Annotated in this window: 17 protein-coding genes and 1 pseudogene; 15 read left to right on the forward strand and 3 right to left on the reverse strand. The window is 36.1% G+C overall.

Features of this window, described 5'->3' with window-relative positions:
• Positions 1–120: 120 nt before the first annotated feature.
• From AC4D4B_RS13365 to AC4D4B_RS13410, 10 genes and pseudogenes are all read left to right on the forward strand, one after another.
• Positions 121–562 (forward strand): annotated as a pseudogene (locus AC4D4B_RS13365) (hypothetical protein); the annotation flags it as partial.
• A complete protein-coding gene (locus tag AC4D4B_RS13370; protein WP_491000172.1) occupies positions 562–1,002 on the forward strand; it encodes an SMI1/KNR4 family protein in 441 nt (146 codons plus the stop codon). The pseudogene AC4D4B_RS13365 and the gene AC4D4B_RS13370, both read left to right, overlap by 1 nt.
• A 186-nt stretch (positions 1,003–1,188) precedes the next feature.
• The gene (locus AC4D4B_RS13375) at positions 1,189–1,665 is read left to right on the forward strand and encodes a DUF600 domain-containing protein (RefSeq protein ID WP_491000173.1); all 477 of its coding nucleotides are present in this window, start codon (positions 1,189–1,191) and stop codon (positions 1,663–1,665) included.
• 317 nt (positions 1,666–1,982) lie between these two features.
• Positions 1,983–2,129: a DNA/RNA non-specific endonuclease gene (locus tag AC4D4B_RS13380; protein WP_491000174.1), complete on the forward strand. Its 147-nt coding sequence runs from the start codon at positions 1,983–1,985 to the stop codon at positions 2,127–2,129.
• A 20-nt stretch (positions 2,130–2,149) separates the two neighbouring features.
• The gene (locus tag AC4D4B_RS13385) at positions 2,150–2,605 is read left to right on the forward strand and encodes an immunity protein YezG family protein (RefSeq protein WP_491000175.1); all 456 of its coding nucleotides are present in this window, start codon (positions 2,150–2,152) and stop codon (positions 2,603–2,605) included.
• 101 nt (positions 2,606–2,706) lie between these two features.
• Positions 2,707–2,907: a hypothetical protein gene (locus AC4D4B_RS13390; protein ID WP_491000176.1), complete on the forward strand. Its 201-nt coding sequence runs from the start codon at positions 2,707–2,709 to the stop codon at positions 2,905–2,907.
• 413 nt (positions 2,908–3,320) lie between these two features.
• Positions 3,321–4,310 carry a LacI family DNA-binding transcriptional regulator gene (locus tag AC4D4B_RS13395; protein ID WP_491000177.1) on the forward strand — a complete coding sequence of 330 codons (990 nt, stop codon included), beginning with the start codon at positions 3,321–3,323 and terminating at the stop codon, positions 4,308–4,310.
• Positions 4,311–4,590: 280 nt separating this feature from the next.
• Positions 4,591–6,000, forward strand: a complete 1,410-nt coding sequence (locus tag AC4D4B_RS13400; RefSeq protein ID WP_491000178.1) for a sucrose-specific PTS transporter subunit IIBC — start codon at positions 4,591–4,593, stop codon at positions 5,998–6,000.
• Positions 6,001–6,071: 71 nt separating this feature from the next.
• A complete protein-coding gene (locus AC4D4B_RS13405) occupies positions 6,072–7,511 on the forward strand; it encodes a glycoside hydrolase family 32 protein (protein ID WP_491000179.1) in 1,440 nt (479 codons plus the stop codon).
• Between the two features lie 342 nt (positions 7,512–7,853).
• A complete protein-coding gene (locus AC4D4B_RS13410; protein WP_490996203.1) occupies positions 7,854–9,113 on the forward strand; it encodes a cytochrome P450 family protein in 1,260 nt (419 codons plus the stop codon).
• A gap of 123 nt (positions 9,114–9,236) precedes the next feature.
• Here the strand turns inward: AC4D4B_RS13410 and AC4D4B_RS13415 are convergent, their stop codons facing one another.
• Genes AC4D4B_RS13415 through AC4D4B_RS13425 form a run of 3 tightly spaced genes read right to left on the reverse strand, consistent with a single transcriptional unit; the run spans position 9,237 to position 12,136 of the window.
• Entirely contained in the window at positions 9,237–9,590 is a 354-nt protein-coding gene (locus AC4D4B_RS13415; RefSeq protein ID WP_491000180.1) for a cupin domain-containing protein, read from the reverse strand.
• Between the two features lie 14 nt (positions 9,591–9,604).
• Positions 9,605–11,164, reverse strand: a complete 1,560-nt coding sequence (gene lsrK, locus AC4D4B_RS13420; RefSeq protein ID WP_491000181.1) for an autoinducer-2 kinase — start codon at positions 11,162–11,164, stop codon at positions 9,605–9,607.
• Between the two features lie 51 nt (positions 11,165–11,215).
• The gene (locus AC4D4B_RS13425) at positions 11,216–12,136 is read right to left on the reverse strand and encodes a sugar-binding transcriptional regulator (RefSeq protein ID WP_491000182.1); all 921 of its coding nucleotides are present in this window, start codon (positions 12,134–12,136) and stop codon (positions 11,216–11,218) included.
• A 334-nt stretch (positions 12,137–12,470) separates the two neighbouring features.
• On the opposite strand from AC4D4B_RS13425, the gene AC4D4B_RS13430 reads away from it, so the two are divergent.
• The 5 genes from AC4D4B_RS13430 to lsrF all read left to right on the forward strand — a co-directional run bounded on the left by AC4D4B_RS13430 (position 12,471) and on the right by lsrF (position 17,970).
• Complete coding sequence (locus AC4D4B_RS13430; protein WP_491000183.1) at positions 12,471–13,979, forward strand: sugar ABC transporter ATP-binding protein; 1,509 nt, start codon at positions 12,471–12,473, stop codon at positions 13,977–13,979.
• A gap of 67 nt (positions 13,980–14,046) precedes the next feature.
• Positions 14,047–14,967, forward strand: coding sequence for an ABC transporter permease (locus AC4D4B_RS13435; protein WP_491000184.1), 921 nt, complete (start codon positions 14,047–14,049; stop codon positions 14,965–14,967).
• 7 nt (positions 14,968–14,974) lie between these two features.
• Positions 14,975–15,976 carry an ABC transporter permease gene (locus AC4D4B_RS13440; protein WP_491000185.1) on the forward strand — a complete coding sequence of 334 codons (1,002 nt, stop codon included), beginning with the start codon at positions 14,975–14,977 and terminating at the stop codon, positions 15,974–15,976.
• Positions 15,977–15,990: 14 nt separating this feature from the next.
• Positions 15,991–17,052, forward strand: coding sequence for an autoinducer 2 ABC transporter substrate-binding protein LsrB (gene lsrB, locus AC4D4B_RS13445; protein WP_491000215.1), 1,062 nt, complete (start codon positions 15,991–15,993; stop codon positions 17,050–17,052).
• 39 nt (positions 17,053–17,091) lie between these two features.
• Positions 17,092–17,970 carry a 3-hydroxy-5-phosphonooxypentane-2,4-dione thiolase gene (gene lsrF, locus AC4D4B_RS13450; RefSeq protein ID WP_491000186.1) on the forward strand — a complete coding sequence of 293 codons (879 nt, stop codon included), beginning with the start codon at positions 17,092–17,094 and terminating at the stop codon, positions 17,968–17,970.
• The last annotated feature ends 228 nt before the right edge of the window (positions 17,971–18,198 follow it).

Raw genomic sequence — 18,198 nt, forward strand, 5'->3', positions numbered from 1 at the left:
GTTCTTGCTGATGACTTTGGCGCAGGGATACATGTTAATAGAAAGGTTGAAAATACTCATGTCTTAGAGAATAGGGAGAGTAGTAGGTTGGGGGTTAGTGATGGTGTGGATGCTGATAAGGGTACGGGTAATAAAATAGATTCTGATACAATAAAAAAATATATTAGAGATATAGAAGGACGAACAGGTAGGGAGTTACCTAAAAACCAAATAGAGAAGTTGAAGGCAGCCTTAAGAGTTAAAGAATATAAAAAAATGTTGCCAATAGAAACAGCTAAGCATAGGGCAGAATTTGATAAAGTAAAAAATAAAGTAATTAAAGAGTGGGAAGAAAATACTGGCAAAAGTGGCCTGTATATAATGAAAATGTTATTTCAGAAAAAACAGGTAATTAGGAAACAAGTGAGATAATTATGATGCTTATCATATAATTGAAAATACTTTTGGCGGAGAACATGAATGGTGGAATGTGCATTCTGCAAGATTACCAAATGACCATCAAGCTGGTATTCATGGAGCAGGTTCACCAGCAAATACACTATTTAATGGAGGTAAAAAATAATGAGCTATGAATTTATTAAGGCAAACCAAGAAAAAAGTTTTTACCCAGTGACTGAAAACGAAATAAAAGAGGTTGAGGAGGAACTCGATTTAATATTTCCTAAGGAGTTAGTTGATTTTTATATAGAGGTTGGCTACGGATTTATTAAAGGTTCAGAGTTTAATATTAATCGTATTATGGACCCATATTCAGTAAGAGATTTTCGATTAAGAGTTAATGATTTTGAGTTTTATCCCGACATAGAAATCTATGATGAATTTGAGAATAACAAACTTATATTTTTTGAAGGCAGTGAATCAGCTTTAATGTCTATAGAATTGAATGAAAATAATAGAAGTGCAGTTTACTATTATGATATTCAAATTGCGAATTCTCTTAAAGAATTTTTAAGTAAAATAGAAGAAAATGATAAATATTATTTGGAGTTACTAGCTGATTAAAGAACGATAATAAAAAAACTCTTGAATGTTTTTGCGCCTTTCAAGGGTTTTTTCTTTAATTTATATTAAATCAAATTTTGAAATTAAATACGACGGAAATAATTTTAGATTATCAGAACTTATGGTGAATTATGAGATGAATGGAGATTATTGTGAAATAAATATATTAAATTAGGAGTGGATATATTGAGTAAAGAATTTGAAGATCATTTTAGTGAGTTACAGGCAGATATAGTTTCGATATGTTTAGAGTATGTTTTTGAAAGAGCTAATAAAATATATATATATTGTTCACATGAGGAAGGTCTTATTGCTAATAACTTTTTTTATAATATCAATGGATATATTGTCGAGAAACATAAACTTAATGATGCATTAGGCGAAGAAGATGTTAATTTTTCATATGATGTATCAGTGGAACGACAAAAAGGAGTTGTTAGAATTATTAATGAAAATATAAAGGAAATGGTTAAATTATGTAAAGAGTATAATTATGATATGCCGACAGAAATTAAGATGGTTTATGATGTAAAAGCAAACAAACTAATAGCAGATTATAAATATGAGCTTGTATATACACATGATGATACTAATAAAACTGCAAGTTCCATTGCTAGATTGTGGTTTGAACAGATTAAAAAAGAAAATAATTTAATAAAATGAACTAACTGATTACTAACCTTGATTGAGTTTTCGTTACTTAGGCAAGGTTTCTTCTTTATGGATATTTCCAAAAGACCAGAATTTATTTAAGGATCGCATTAAACAACTAGGAGACAACAAGTGCTTTTTCATGTAGCTTACTAGTTTTAGTGTAATCTAATTGTGTATTCACTGTGAGATTTATTAGGTAAAGTAAAAGGACAAGATTATGCTGGGTATTTAGCAGGTGATAGGTTTGGTGAATCACCTAAACTCGGCAATCTGGTATCGCAATTATCTGATGTAAATTTAAAGCAATATAAGAAAATTTAAGATGAATGAGCTGTAGTTTTAAAAGACATACATCCAAAAAGGTGACGGTTGATGTGGAAATAGTATACGCAGGAAATGATGTACGTCCAGAAAAATTTATAGTTAATTACTTTATAGATGGTAACCCAGAATTTGGGATTTTTAACAATTAATCTAAGGGGTGAAAAAGTAGATGAATGAATTTGAAGAGAGATTTAGTGAATTACAATCAGATATGATTTCTATATGTCTAGAATATGTGGAAGATAGAGCAGATAAAGTGTATGTCTATGCATCAAGTGAAGAAGGAGTAATATCGAGTAAATTCTTTTATTTAATAAATAATAAATATATAGAATGTCACAAGGTGAATGAAGCATTAGAGAATGGAGAAGAGAGATATGATGCTTCTCCAGAACGAATGATGGCGGTAATGCGCATACTATGTGAAGATATTGAAAAAGTAAAAGTATTATGTAAGGAATATGACAGAGATATGCCTACTGAAATGAAATTAATATATGATGTTAAGAGTGGGAACTTCAAAGCTGAATACAAGTATGATTTAATATATACACACGATGAGGTTAAAACGGCCAGTCACATTTTTAATGAGTGGTTCTTAGAAGCAAAAAAGAGTAAACTTTAAGTTGTTATATATAGCATATAGCTGATTTTGGATTTATTAATGAACTGGAAAATAAAACATATAAGATATCTGAAGATGATATATTAAAAGCTGAACAAAGAATGGGCATTAGTTTTCCAGATGATTTAAAACAATCATATTTAGAAGTTGTTTATGGTTTTATTAAAGGTCAAAGTGCTAATGCAATTAATAGAATATTGGGACCCGGTGCTGTAGCAGATATTAGATTAAGAGAAGGTATTTTTGAATCGGATTCAGATTTAGTTGAACTTTTTGATGATGTAGATAAACTTATTTTTTGAAGTGAACGAGGGTGTATATATTTCAATAGATTTACAATTAGCTAATAATCCAATATTTTATTTCGATGTTCAAATAGCTGAATCGGTAGAAGAATTTTTTAGAAAGTTTCTCAATAATAATGAATATTATATTGATTTAATTGAGGATTATGGATTAATTGGAAGTAGTAAAAATTAATTGACCTTGATTGGCTATAACTGGCCTTTCAAGGTTTTTTACTTATATTGGCTAGAAAGTTAAATCTAAAGTGAAATCTTTAATAACAATAGGCCTTTCAAAGGCGGATATTTAGCTTTAAATTTCTTAAATTAATAACTCTATAATGTGTAGAAATTGAATAGACAATAACCCCCAGAAAAGATATAGTTGGAATGAAATTATGTGGATTTTTACGGGTGAGGAGGAACTGTCTGTGATTACAATAAAGGAAATTGCTGAGAGGGCAAATGTTTCTCGAACAACTGTTTCAAGGGTATTAAATAGCTCCGGTTATGTAAGTGAAGCAGCAAAAAAAAGAGTGGAAGAGGTCATTAAAGAAACGGGGTATATTCCGAGTGAGAATGCAAAATCGCTAAGGACGAAAAAGACGAAAGCAGTTGGGGTAATCCTCCCAAAAATAAGTACAGAAACATCTAGCAGACTGGTTTCTGGAATAGATGAGATTCTCTCAAATAAGGGCTATCAGATTTTGCTTTCGAATACCAATTTAAACCCTGAGAAAGAAATTGAATCCTTGAGACTTTTAAAAGGAAGGCATGTAGATGGCATTATTTTGTCTGCAACCAATTGTAATGAGGAATTACTTGCAGAAATCAATCAGTTGAACATTCCCTTTGTAATGGTCGGCCAATCCGTTGAGGGCTTAACCAATGTTTTATATGATGATTACCAGGCCTCAAAGGATATGACAAATCTCTTAATTAAAAAAGGCTATAAACAAATCGCCTTTATAGGTGTGGATGAAACGGATCAGGCCGTTGGAGTCTCAAGAAAAAAAGGATACCTTGATGCGATGAAAGAAGCAAATTTAGAAGTTGAAAAAAGTTGGGTTCAAAAAGGGATTTTTGATGTTGAATCAGGCTCTGAATGCATGAAGCAAATTATCAATGAATCCAGGATAAAACCAACAGCAGTTTTAACGGTAACAGATCGACTTGCGATTGGTGCGATGCAAACAATTAAACAATATGGATTATCGATTCCCGGTGATATTGCTGTAGCTGGTATGGGGGCATCCGAGCTATCGAGATTCATTACCCCATCATTGACCACAGTAGATTTTGCTATTGAAGATGCCGGCCGTGAATCAGCCTTGATGATATTGGGCGAGATAGAAAGAAAAGTACTTAATGGAGAAAAAAGGAAAATTACATATAGACTTGTCGAAAGAGAAAGCATATAATAGATGTGTAATCGTTTTCAAAATATTTCGATTACATATTTTTTATGCTTTGTAGAATCGATTCCATATACGGATAAGTATACTAGGCTGTAGATTCAATCTATTGAAGATGAAGATTACTAGCTTTGTATAAAGGTAGGCTCATCTTGGAGTATAATTCAAAACGGTATATTAATCAGAATACGTAAACCATTTCTCATGAGTTTTATGTAATCGATTCCACACAGAAAACATAACTTTCGTACAGAAGAATACTATATTTTGAACAGGGGTGAAGGAATTGTCTGAAAATCGCAAAATAGCAGAAGAGGTTATTAAAGCAGTTGGAGGCCGAGAAAATATTCATTCAATCGCTCATTGTGCAACAAGGCTTCGAATTATGGTAAATGATAAAGAAAAAATCAATCAGAAACAGGTAGAAGATATTGCTAAGGTTAAAGGAGCTTTCTTTAATTCAGGACAGTATCAAATCATTTTTGGAACAGGAACCGTTAATAAAATTTATGAAGAAATTTCCCAGCTTGGACTTGATACATCCTCAGTCTCAGATCAGAAAAAAGAGGCTGTGAAAAGCGGTTCAAGGTTCCAACGAGCGATTCGAACGTTTGGAGATGTGTTTGTTCCAATCATCCCTGTATTGGTGGCCACTGGTTTATTTATGGGATTGCGCGGCTTAGTTATGCAGGAACAGGTTCTTGCCTTTTTCGGAATGGAGCCGGCCGATGTTTCAAAGAACTTTTTACTATATACAGAAATACTGACAGATACCGCCTTTATCTTTTTGCCAGCTCTTATTGCCTGGTCTACATTTAGAGTGTTTGGCGGAACTCCGATAATAGGATTGGTACTGGGATTAATGCTTGTCAGCCCATCATTGCCAAATGCATGGGGAGTTGCAGGCGGAAGTGTTGAGCCTCTTCAATTTTTAGGTTTTATTCCAGTTGTCGGATATCAGGGCTCTGTTTTGCCAGCCTTCATCGCCGGTATCATAGGAGCAAAATTGGAAAGGCTGATTAGGAAACGGGTACCTGAAGCATTGGATTTAATTGTTACACCATTTTTGACATTGCTGATTATGAGTATTATGGCTTTATTCGTAGTTGGACCTATTTTCCATGTAGTAGAGCAAGGAATTCTCACAGCAGCAACCGAGGTTCTGTCCTGGCCATTTGGAATTAGCGGTATTCTATTGGGTGGACTTAATCAGCTGATTGTCATCACAGGGGTTCATCATATTTTTAATATGCTGGAGATTCAGTTGTTGGCTGAATTTAAGAATAACCCATATAACGCAATTGTTACATGTTCTACTGCTGCCCAAGGTGGAGCAGCACTTGCTGTAGCTCTTAAAACAAAATCAACTAAATTGAAAGCACTCGCTTATCCGTCATCCATCTCCGCATTTTTAGGAATCACAGAACCAGCCATATTTGGGGTCAATCTGCGATATGGAAAGCCGTTTATCATGGGTTTAATTGGTGGAGCGGCAGGAGGATTCCTGGCATCGATTTTAGGACTTAAAGCTACAGGAATGGCTATTACAGTTATACCAGGGACATTACTGTATTTGAATGGACAATTACTTCAATATATTTTAGTTAACCTTGTCTCCATTGCTGTTGCTTTCATCCTTACCTGGATGTTCGGTTATTCAGATAAAGTGAAGGAACAAATTGAAAAGGCTTCATAAAAAGAAGGCAGGATTTACTCTTGCCTTTTCCTTTTTTTCTTAATTTAAAATACACAGCAGGAGGTTCTGGTATGTCAGAAAGAGAACATCTCCTTATTCAAAAAGCAAATGAAGAAGTGAGTAAATATAAAACGTTGGTTGATCAAGATCCGTATAGATTAAATTATCATCTTATGCCCCCGGTTGGGCTGTTAAATGACCCGAACGGTTTAATACATTTTAAAGGAATCTATCATGTTTTCTATCAATGGAATCCTTTTGATACAGCACATGGAGCTAAGTATTGGGGGCATTATACATCAAAGGATTTAATTCATTGGGATGCGCAGCCGATTGCACTTGCCCCAAGTGAGTGGTATGAAAAAAATGGCTGTTATTCTGGCAGTGCGGTTGAATCAGATGGTGAGCTTTACCTCTTTTATACGGGAAACGTAAAGAAAGATGATGGCACTCGCGAAACGTATCAGTGTCTTGCGGTCTCAGCTGATGGCATAAAATTCACTAAATATGGGCCTGTTATAAATCTTCCAGAAGGATATACGGCTCATTTTCGTGATCCAAAGGTTTGGAAGCATGGTGACCTCTGGTACATGGTAGTAGGTGCTCAGACATTAGCTAATAAGGGAGCAATTGTTTTATATTATTCAAAGGATTTATATCATTGGAATGAAGCTGGGAAAATGGCTGGCGATGAGATGAATGATATAAAGGATTTCGGATACATGTGGGAATGTCCAGATCTCATTCATTTAAATGGAAAGGATATTTTACTCACTTCTCCTCAAGGGATTGAGCCAATAGAACATGTATATAATAATCTATTTCAGTCTGGGTATTTCATAGGAGAATTAGATTATGAAAACCATCTGTTCAAGCATGGTCCTTTTACGGAACTAGATCGAGGATTTGATTTCTATGCTCCGCAAACATTTGTTGATGATAAGGGAAGAACAATTATGTTCGGCTGGATGGGAATAACCGATGAGGCAGAAGCTCATCATCCTACGGTTTCTCATAGATGGCTGCATGCCTTAACACTGCCAAGAGTACTGACTCTTAAAAACGAAAAAGTTTATCAGACTCCTGTAATGGAATTAAATCAGTTTCGGAAAAATCAAGTTTATATTCCTAATCTAGTTATAGATGAGAAAAATGGAAAGTCTGCAACTCTAGCAGGGGATTGTTTGGAATTAAAAATAGAATCCATTCAATTGTTAGGATATGAGTTTAGAATAAACTTCCGTAACGAGGCTATTTTTATCTATGACCAAGAAAAAAGTGAAGTAAGCTTACAAAGAAGAAATGTAAGAACAAATTTAATAGAGTCAAGAACGTGTAAATTGGATAACCTAAAGACGATGCAAATATTTATAGATACCTCTTCATTAGAAATATTTATTAATGAAGGAGAAGAAACATTCACAGCCCGTTATTTCCCTAAGCTAAAGGAAAAAGAAATTCTTTTTAGTGGAGAGGGACGATTTGATTTGATGAAATGGGATCTAGCTTAGCTAATTCCTTATTATGACTTGTACAAATGCCTATTAAGGCTTTTGTACAGGTCTTTTTTTATAAATTCAAGTTTTTTAACCCATGACCTTTTATCTAGGTGAGCAAAAGTATTTATTTTAAAAGAGATATATTTACACATGAATCGCAAGGGTTTTTTAAAGCTGCACATTCATTCTACCTATATTAAAAAAGTACTTTACTCGCATTTACTCTATAGTATGGTAATAGTATCCTAAGAAATAGTACACAAATTAGAGTACTAAAAATAGAGTATTGTATGAGAGCTTGCAATCATTAAGAATATGTAAGGCTAAAAGAAAAAATGGAAGGAAGGTAGATTGATGAATAAGACAGAAGAAATGGTTTCCAACCAGGTTCTGGGTGTATTAAGTGGGAAGAGTAATGAAGATCCGTTTTCTGTATTTGCCAAAATGCGCGAGCTTGGGCCGATCGTGTCTATTCCCAACCCTTTGGGAGAAGCAGATCGTCAAGCTTGGATGGTTGTACATATGGATGAGGCAGTCCAAATCCTTAAAAACCACAAACAATTTACTGTAGATCCTTCCTCTATTGATGGAGAAAAAGGTTTTAGAGATAAAATTTATAGCGAGGTAGATACATCAGCACCTGACACATTTTTTACCGGCAAATCAATGCTTTTTGTTGATGGTATGGACCATCGGAGATTACGGATGTTGGTCTCAAAAGCATTTACCCCAAGATATATGGAAGGATTGCGACCTCGTATTCAAGAAATTGCAGATGAACTCCTTGATAAAGTTCAATCTAAAGGTGAAATGGATCTTGTAAAAGACTATGCTTACCCATTGCCAATTAATGTGATTTCTGAAATGCTGGGTGTGCCATATGCAGATCGTGAAAAACTCAATATCTGGTCTTCTGCAATTGCGAAGGGGATGGGCTGGGGGAGACAGGATCCTACTGTAGCAGCCCATTTACAGGAGTTTGGAGAATACACTCAAAACCTGGTTGCAGAAAAGAGGGCCAATCCTTCTGATGATTTAATTAGTCAGCTAATTGCTATTGAAGCAGAAGGAGAACGTCTTGAAGAATCAGAATTAATTTCAATGATTACTTTATTAATTTTTGCTGGGCATGAAACCACATCAAACTTAATTGCAACGGGATCCATGTTGTTATTTGAGCATCCTGAACAACTTGAAGCATTAAAAAACGATCTCAGTTTAGTACCATCAGCTGTAGAGGAATTATTACGTTTTAACGGTCCATCTACAAGTGTGGGTCCGCGCTTTGCAAAAGAGGATGTAGAGATAAGCGGCAAAAAAATTAAAAAAGGAGATATGGTTCTTGTGACGGTAAAAGCCGCGAACCGAGATGAGGAAGTATTTACTGATTCAGAAGGTTTAGATGTGAAGCGGAAAATAGATCATCACCTAGCCTTTGGACATGGTGTCCACACCTGCTTAGGAGCTCCGCTTGCAAGAGTAGAGGGAGATATTGCATTTACTACCCTATTAAAACGTTTCCCTGAATTAAGACTGAATGTACCTCAGGAGGAAATTCAATGGCAATTTGCCCTTTCCTCAAAGGGAATCGATTCACTTCCTGTTGCATTTTAGTATATGTAATAGCAAAAAGCCAAGACCTTTATTTGGAAGGTTTTGGCTTTCCTTATTATAGACTTTAATTGAAAAGAAGATTTTCCTTATTGATTTAAAATGAGGACTGTTGTGTTTTTAGTATCACCCATAAGGTCTATAATCAACATCAACCTTATCTTGTATTTGATAGGGTGCCAGCATGAAGGCCGCCTTGAGTATTGTATCGCCCTTGTTGATCAAGTAGTGAACTTTATTTGGCTCAACATGAATGAAATCGCCTTTTTTACATTGGAAGATATCATTGTCGATGTGGATCTCCAATTCGCCTTCAAGAATAAAAAAATTCTCTTCCATGATGGTGTGATAATGTGCAATGAAGTCCTGTCCTGGCTGTAATACAACTAAACCGAAATTCATTCTCGGTCCTTTTAAAAGATACTTAGGGCCACTATCACTAAATCGATATTCTCTTTCATTCTCGTTGATAACTGACATAACTATCACTCCCTTTATAATCCTGGTGCAATCCACATATGATCTGTAAAGCCTTCGTCTGCAAGATTTAGCTGTACTTTATATATGGATTTCCACTTTTCAAATAGGTCTTCATAAACTAACCGGTTTGATTCGATAGGATAGAAGGTTTTTTCAAATTTTACGACTTTATCAATGGCTTCATTAAAGTTTTCATAAACACCTGCTCCTACACCCGCGCATATAGCAGCACCAAGAGCGGTAGATTCTTTAACTACTGGAACTTTTACAGTTAGATTCAGAACATCAGCGACTATTTGGCACCATAGATCACTTTTTGAAGCCCCTCCGCCAAAGACAATTGATTCCGGTAAATGATTTGTAACACTGGAAACCCTTTGGATATTTCCTCTGGTAACAAAAGCAGCATTCTCCATAATGGCTCTATAAAAAGTAGCTTTATTAAAAGAACGATCAATCTTAAAATTTATGAAACTGGGAGCGGCATGTTTCCATGAAAAGTAATCCATTGTATCAGAGAATATGCAAATCATTCCGTTGCTTCCTGCAGGAACATTTTTTGCGCGTTTTTCCATTTGGTTATAGATGCTTTCGTTGTTTTGCTCTTGAAGATAGGCTTCAAGTTCACAAAACGAATCTTTGAACCACCTCATAATCAACCCTGGAAAGAAAGCAATCGCCTCATATTGCCAAGTATTTGGGATAGCATGGCAATTAACTCTTACTTTACAGGAATCAATAATCTCTACCTGGTTAGTTGTATATTCATATTGCCAAAAGCTGCCGCCTAAAACAGCAGCATCTCCTTCGTTGATGACGCCCATACCAATGCAGCCTAGTTGAGCATCACCCCCGCCTGAAACAACTAAAGTTTTAGTGCTAAGCCCGGTAAGTAACGAGAATCTATCAGCAACATTGCCAATTACAGAACCGCTTTCATTTACCGTGGGGAAAATATCATTTTTGATTTCAACCTTATTAGCAATGCTAGAATCCCAATTTCTATCGCTAAGATTGAAAAGACCGGTCGTGCATCCATTAGATGGTTCTACCGAAATCACACCGGTCAAGCGATATGTTATCCAATCGTTTAGCATTGAGACATACTTGATCCTCTCATAAATCTCGGGAATATTATTTTTTATCCATAGGATACGGGGAATGGCACTCAATGAAAAGGTCTGGCCAGAAACATGATGGATTTCTGCTTCAAGCGTGTCACTTAATTTATAAAGGTCAGCAACTTCATCATTAGAGCGTGAATCTACATTGGCACATGCCCACAATTCATTGCCATCTTCATCATATAAGACAATGGCCTCGCGCATACTTGTGGTTGAAATAGATGCGATATTCTCTGGGTTTATCTTACTCTTAGTAAGGATATCTTTGATTAAATTGGTAATAATATCAATATTTCTTTTGATATCAAAGTCCATAGAACCTGGATACCGTTTATCTTCGTTATGAGTCCACTCAGCTTGTTCGACAAAGAGTTCATTGCCTGAAGTGTCAAATAGAATTACTCTAACACTGCCTGTTCCAGCGTCAATCGCCATTAAATACTTTTCCATGCCATTTTCAACTTCCCTTCTATTTAGGTTAGTAGAGACCATTTCAGCATTTCAATCAATCAGACTTTCAGCGACAACTTCATCTGTAATGAGGACATCGATATACCCTCCTCTTAACGCACCGATAATTGCTTCGCGTTTCTCAATTCCGCCAGCTACACCAATAACATGATTAAGTGATTTAAGTTGATTAATATCTGTACTCACTAGTTTCTTATGAATATGAAAATTAAGTACATTACCATCTCTGTCATAAAACTGGCTTAGTAGATCGCCGACTGCCCCCATAGATTTGAATATCTCAATGTCATTCGTGTTCAAGAAACCTTCCTTTACAAGAGTTGCCTGATCATTTACAGCTCCAATGCCAATAATCGTAGTAGTGGAGTACGGAATCATTTCGAAAATCTTTTGAATTGGTTTTTCCTTAATTAATTGTTCAGCAAGTTGCTCCGTTGATACTAATAAAGGTGCTGGCATTATGTAGTGGGTGTAATTGGGGTTTATATAATAATCTGATGATGAATATGCTTTTGTTGGAATATAAAATCGTACACCCCCAGATAAAGAGACAAAAGTGACTTTATATTTGGACGAGATATTTAAATGCCCTAATGTACTTGAAACCGCCTGCCCATAGCCAACATTAATCATAGTGTCACTGGTGATTCTGTCTTCGATATATTGAGCAGCAGCTAATGTAAGACTATCTAATAAATATTGGTTAGAGGCTGGGACAATATAGATATCTTGTAATTTATATTTCTGTTTAATTTTGTTTTGCAAATCCATATCAGCGAATTTATCAAGGTTAATTTTAAATTGAATAATATGATTCGCCTTTGCTAAATCCAGGTATTTAATTACTTTCATTCTGGATAGGTTTAATGACTCGGCAATCTCGTTTTGAGTCATTCCTTCGTTGTAGTATTTCCAGGCAACTTTAATAATAAGGCTGTTTTCATATATCATGCATTCCACTCTTTACATAGTATTTTTACTACAAATCATAACTAGAACTAATGTTTTATGATGAAACAAATATAGATTAATAAACTCCGTATCAGTCCCTTAGCCGGATTATTTTATAACTATATGGATTGCCTTATTTAAAAGCGTTCATACAAATAGAAATGACCAGGCGGATTCGGAGAACAGATTTTTATTGTTAGATTTATATTTTTATAAATCAAAAAAAGAATAAAAAGTTTTATGTTTAATAAAATGATTAATAATTCGATAACAGTGCTGGATACTATAAATTACAATTTATAGAAAACGCTTACAAAAGGAGGTGGAAAATTTTATGGGGGCCTCGAAGCACTTAGTGAAATTGGAGAATATCCAAAAATCTTTTAACCATAACAAAGTTTTAGATGGGGTTTCATTGCAGCTCAATCAGTCTGAGGTCATTTCGATTATTGGAGGAAATGGTGCAGGAAAGAGCACCTTGATGAAGATACTCACAGGAATTTATAAAGCAGATGCTGGGTTTATCGAGATTAATGGTGAAAGAGTGGAACATTTAAATCCCAATTCTGCTCATGAAAAAGGTATTTACCTAGTTCCTCAAGAACCTTTACTGTTTCCTAATATGACAGTTGAAAAGAACCTTACGATTGGGTTTGGGAATAACAAACATGAAATAAGAGAAGAATCAATTAAACTCATTGAAGAATTAGGCTGGGATATTGATCTAAATCGGATGGCAGCCACATTAAGTATTGCAGAACAACAGCAGCTTGAGATTATAAAAGGGCTTCTTAGAAAGTCAAAGGTGTTAATTCTTGACGAACCAACTTCTACATTGACATTTTCAGAAACCAAATCCTTATTTAGAGTAATTGAGCAATTGAAGGAATCAGGGGTAGGTATCTTCTATATTACTCACCGTCTTGATGAAGTTTATCAGATTTCCACACATGCCATTATATTGAGGGATGGTAAAGTAACGCTTAAAGGTAAAATAGAAGATTTTACAAAAGAAATGTTAATTAAGGGACTACTTCCACTCGGAAACAAAACAAACCAAAAGAAAATGTTTGAAAGAATTAGAGTCAATCGTAAAGAGGAGAAGCCTATTCTAACAGTAGAAAACATTGATGGAGATGGTTTTAAAAATATTAGTTTTGAAGTATTTAAGGGAGAAGTAGTTGGCATTGCAGGTCTGGTGGGAGCAGGCCGAACAGAGATTGCGGAAGCCATTTACGGAGTGAATAAGATTAAGAGCGGGAAGGTTTACCTTGATGGAAAAGACATTACACATTTATCGATAAATGAAAGTGTTGCTAACGGGTTGGCTTATATCCCTGAGGACCGTTTCTTACATGGAATTTTTTCAATCAGTTCTGTAAGAAATAATATTACAGCCCAAATAATCAGACAAAATGGTTTATTTACTAAGAAAAAAGTAGAAAAACAGATTGCCAAAACGTACATTGATAGATTGAGGATTAAATTGAGTTCTCAAGAGGATGAGATCAAATCACTTTCAGGAGGGAATCAACAGAAAACTGTTATTGCCCGGGCATTGTCCATGAACCCTAAATTGATCATCATGGATGAGCCAACAAGGGGAATTGATGCCGCCGCCAGGGGTGACATCTATTCCATCATTAAAGAGTTAATGAAACAAGGAGTTTCCATCCTGCTTATATCCTCTGACCTTGAGGAAATAGAAAGAATTAGTGATCGTATCTATGCTGTCTATCAGGGAACATGCACTGTTTGCCTGGGCTTGGACGATATTAATGCCACAAATGTAATGAAAGCAGCTTTTGGAACATATGAAGGAAGTGATCAGGGGTATGTCTAGGATTTCGAGCTTCATCAAACTCCGTGAATTTAGAACTTTTCTATTTTTAGTTCTCCTTTTTATAATAGTGGGTTCCATCAACTCTGATTATTTATCTGTACAAAATATCGATAAATCGTTAAAAAGCAGCTTGTTATATATTGTACTGGCAATTGGGATGACCTTTGTTTTGCTAACTGGAAATTTGGATATTTCTATTGGCGGGACACTTGGCTTAACTGCTGCTATATGTGGCACGATTCTTCGGGATGGTGGAAGCATTTTAACAGCTTTAATCGTTGCAATCCTCATTGGAGCTGGTATTGGTCTAATAAATGGATTTGGTGTGATCAAATTAAAAATATCCTCCTTTATCATGACTTTGGCTGTACTCTCCATTATTAAGGTGCTTCAGGTTATCTATACAGATGGGAAATGGGTGGAAAATATCCCTGCAAACGTTAAGGAGCTCTCCACTTTTGAATTCTTCGGCATAAATGGATTGACAGTTATCGTTGTTGCTGTGGTTATTATGGTACAGCTTTATTTATCTAAAAGCAGGAAGGGGAGTTATTTTTACGCGATAGGCGACAATGCGGACGGTGCTGTTTCACTGGGCATTCCAGTAAATCGATATATTGCGTACTCATTTGTTATTTCAGGTATTTGTGCTTCATTAGCGGGGTTAATATTTGTCAGTCAAATTGGTTTTGTTTCAACCAATGCCGGGGCAGGAATTGAGCTAACGGTCATTGCTGCGTGCGTCCTAGGTGGAGTTTCACTGGCAGGCGGAATTGGTACTGTTGTGGGGGCTGCATTGGGAGCCATTATATTAACGTCTATTAATTCCGCATTGATCTATATGAAAGTTCCTGCATTTTGGAATGATACCATTTCAGGTTTATTATTAATCAGCATTGTGGTGATTGATGCCCTGCTTGCATTTAATGCAAATAAAAAGGCGAAGAAAACAAGATTAAATGCAAGAGTTCTTCGGAAGGAGGCTTGAAGTTAGCGTGCTAAATAAAATCCCGAAATGGAACCTTACCTTAGCAGTCATAATCATAGTTGAACTGATTATTTTTGGGATGATAAACCCTCGATTTTGGAATGTCTCTATCTTATTAAATAGTTTTAATGATTTTCTTCCGATTGCTATGATAGGTTTTTTTGTCACCTTGGTTGTTATAACCGGTGGAATCGACATTTCGGGGGTATCCATTATCGGATTGACATCTGTTGTTACAGGTCTGTTATTTCAAGTGGCAGGAATTAATATCTGGGCATCCATTCTTTGCGCAATTTTAATTGGGGGATTATGTGGTCTTCTTAATGGAGTCCTGATTGCTTATGGAAGAGTTCAGGCAATGGTGATAACTCTTGGAGGTATGCTTTTGTATAGTGGCATAGCTGTAGTGCTGGTCGGTATTTCAGGTGTCAGTACTTACGAAGGATTTTCCGGATTTCCTGAGTCGTTCAGCCAGATTGCCAATGGAGCGTTTTTTGGAATTCCAAATGCTGTGGCCATCTTTATTATTATGTTTTTCATTGCTTATATCCTTTTGCACCGTACCAGATATGGAAGATGTATTTATCTGACCGGAATCAATCAAAATGCTGCGGAGTACTCTGGCATTTCTACAAAAAAAGTTATTACCAGTACATACATTTTGTCAGGGTTAAGTGCTGGTGTAGCAGGGGTTATATTGACTTCCTATCTGGGCAGTGCGAGATCTGATTATGGTGCTGAGTATCTGATGCCAATTTTAACTGTTGTTGTATTGGGAGGGACCTTGATTACAGGAGGTAAAGGGGGTGTTGTCGGGACGGCGTTAGCCAGCATTATATTGGGATTCATGCAGATAGGATTACAAATGGCTGGTGTTTCAACCCAGTATATTGGATTGGCTACGGGAGTCCTTCTTATTGTGTCTGTTGCATTCTTGGGAATCAAACCTAATTTCAAATTTGATGTCAAAAGGATTATCACACAACAAAAACATTATAAAGGAGGTTAGTAGCAGTGAGAAAAATGAAACTCATTAAATTGATTACTTTGACAATGATGATGCTATTTGTAGTTGCATGTGGATCAAATGAAGAAGGCTCCGAGGGAGACAAAAAGAAAGATGCGAAAGATATTGAAGTGGTTTTCATACCGAAAATGACAGGAAATGCTTTCTTTGAATCAGGGAATGATGGTGCACAGGAAATGGGTAAGAAAGAAGGCTTCAAAGTAAAGTATGATGGTGCTCCCGAAGGTACAGTAGCTAACCAAGTACAAATCATTAATAGTGCCGTGAATAGCGGTGCTGATGCGATTGCCATTTCATCGGTATCATCTGATGGTTTAAACCAAGCCTTGAAAAAGGCATTGGATGCTGGTGTTAAAGTCGTAACATGGGATTCAGATGTTGACCCTCAATATCGTTCTGTCTACATTAACCAAGGGACGCCTGAAATCTTAGGGAAAATGTTGGTGGATATGGCAGCCGAACAAATGGATAATCCAGATGATGCAAAAAAAATCGCCTGGTTCTATTCAAGCCCAACTGTACCGGACCAAAATTCCTGGGTTGATTATGCGAACAAATATATTAAAGAAAAATATCCGAAGTGGGAGCTTGTTACAACCCAATATGGTGATGCCAACGAACAAAAATCATTGCAAGTGGGAGAAAGTATTTTAGATTCATATCCTGATATTGATGCTATTATATGCCCTGATTCAACTGCCCTTCCGGCTATGGCGCAAGCAGCAGAAAACAAAGGGTTAAAAGCAGATGATGTTATTATTACTGGATTTGCTTCACCGAATTCAATGAGGCCATTTATTGAAAATGGGACTATCAACAACCACGGTTTATGGGATGTGAAAGACCAAGGGGCTCTAGCTGTGTATGTCGCTTATTGGTTAGCTAAGGGTGAAGGCTTAAAGGTGGGTGACTCTATTGATGTTCCTGATATGGGTTCTGTGAAAGTAGAGCCCAACTCTATTCAGGGATACGATTACGAGGCAGAGGATTCAGGAATTATTGTTTTACCTGAGCGAATTGTTTTTACAAAAGAAAATACGAGTGACTATAACTTCTAATAATCTGAACAAGTCAGTGGAAAATAAGGGGGGAAGACAATGGCAGATACTAGTGGTAATAAAAATGCAAAGGACTTTTCTGAAAGTACTCCATTTGCAAACAATGGGAATTTTCATGTAAAGGGTGCTAATAATTATGACTGGGGTATGAAGGATCGCTTATCACGAATCTTTAACCCCGATACTGGCAAAACGGTTATGCTGGCTTTTGACCATGGTTATTTTATGGGCCCAACTTCAGGGCTTGAGAGGTTGGATTTACTTATTCCACGTCTGGCAAAGTATGCAGACTGTTTAATGGCTACAAGAGGTGCTATTCGAAGCAGTGTCCCTCCATCCTATAACAAAGCGATTGCATTAAGAGCATCATCTGGATCGAGTATCCTCCAGGATGATCTGAGTCACGAATCCATGGTAGTTGACATTGAAGATGCAATAAAATTGAACGCAAGTTGTATGGCGATACAAACATTCATTGGAGCAGATGGACAAAAGGAAACCATCCAAGAATTAAACCGTGCCGTTAATTTGGGTATGAGATACTCCATTCCAACGTTAGGTGTTGTTGCTGTTGGAAAAGAAATGGAACGAACCACTAAATTTTTCTTATTAGCCACTAGGATGCTTGCTGAATTTGGGGCACAGATTGTTAAAACCTATTATTGTGAGGATTTTGAAAAAGTTGCAGCTGCATGCCCTGTTCCATTAGTTGTTGCTGGAGGCAAGAAACTTCCAGAAAAGGATGCCCTAAGTATGGCTTATCATGCCATACAAGGCGGAGCTGCTGGTGTAGATATGGGAAGGAATATTTTTCAATCACAATATCCTGAAGAAATGCTTCAAACGGTAGGAAAGGTCGTACATGAGGGATATACCGATACAAAGGCTTATGAGTATTACCTGCATCTTATAAATTAATAACGAGTGGGATTTTCATAAAGCTTCTACTCATAAGTAGAGGCTTTACTTTTATACATATTGAATAGAGAGAGAGTAACGATGGTGAAAAAATATTTTTATTAGGATGTGACTTTGAAGCTTTCGAAATGAAAAATCCATCCGTATATATATTTATTGCCCTAAAGGATTTAATTAACATCTTATCGAACATGATAGATTCAAATAGATTAAACCTTTTAATAAAAC

This window comes from Pradoshia sp. Z6_59, from assembly GCF_058267515.1.

Bases quoted from the DNA above. Each gene is read 5' to 3' on its own strand.
- AC4D4B_RS13370 (WP_491000172.1), top strand. From the start codon at position 562: ATGAGCTATGAATTTATTAAGGCAAACCAAGAAAAAAGTTTTTACCCA.
- AC4D4B_RS13380 (WP_491000174.1), top strand. From the start codon at position 1,983: ATGAGCTGTAGTTTTAAAAGACATACATCCAAAAAGGTGACGGTTGAT.
- AC4D4B_RS13385 (WP_491000175.1), top strand. From the start codon at position 2,150: ATGAATGAATTTGAAGAGAGATTTAGTGAATTACAATCAGATATGATT.
- AC4D4B_RS13390 (WP_491000176.1), top strand. From the start codon at position 2,707: ATGGGCATTAGTTTTCCAGATGATTTAAAACAATCATATTTAGAAGTT.
- AC4D4B_RS13405 (WP_491000179.1), top strand. From the start codon at position 6,072: ATGTCAGAAAGAGAACATCTCCTTATTCAAAAAGCAAATGAAGAAGTG.
- AC4D4B_RS13410 (WP_490996203.1), top strand. From the start codon at position 7,854: ATGAATAAGACAGAAGAAATGGTTTCCAACCAGGTTCTGGGTGTATTA.
- AC4D4B_RS13415 (WP_491000180.1), bottom strand. From the start codon at position 9,590: ATGTCAGTTATCAACGAGAATGAAAGAGAATATCGATTTAGTGATAGT.
- lsrK (WP_491000181.1), bottom strand. From the start codon at position 11,164: ATGGAAAAGTATTTAATGGCGATTGACGCTGGAACAGGCAGTGTTAGA.
- AC4D4B_RS13425 (WP_491000182.1), bottom strand. From the start codon at position 12,136: ATGATATATGAAAACAGCCTTATTATTAAAGTTGCCTGGAAATACTAC.
- AC4D4B_RS13430 (WP_491000183.1), top strand. From the start codon at position 12,471: ATGGGGGCCTCGAAGCACTTAGTGAAATTGGAGAATATCCAAAAATCT.
- lsrB (WP_491000215.1), top strand. From the start codon at position 15,991: ATGAAACTCATTAAATTGATTACTTTGACAATGATGATGCTATTTGTA.
- lsrF (WP_491000186.1), top strand. From the start codon at position 17,092: ATGGCAGATACTAGTGGTAATAAAAATGCAAAGGACTTTTCTGAAAGT.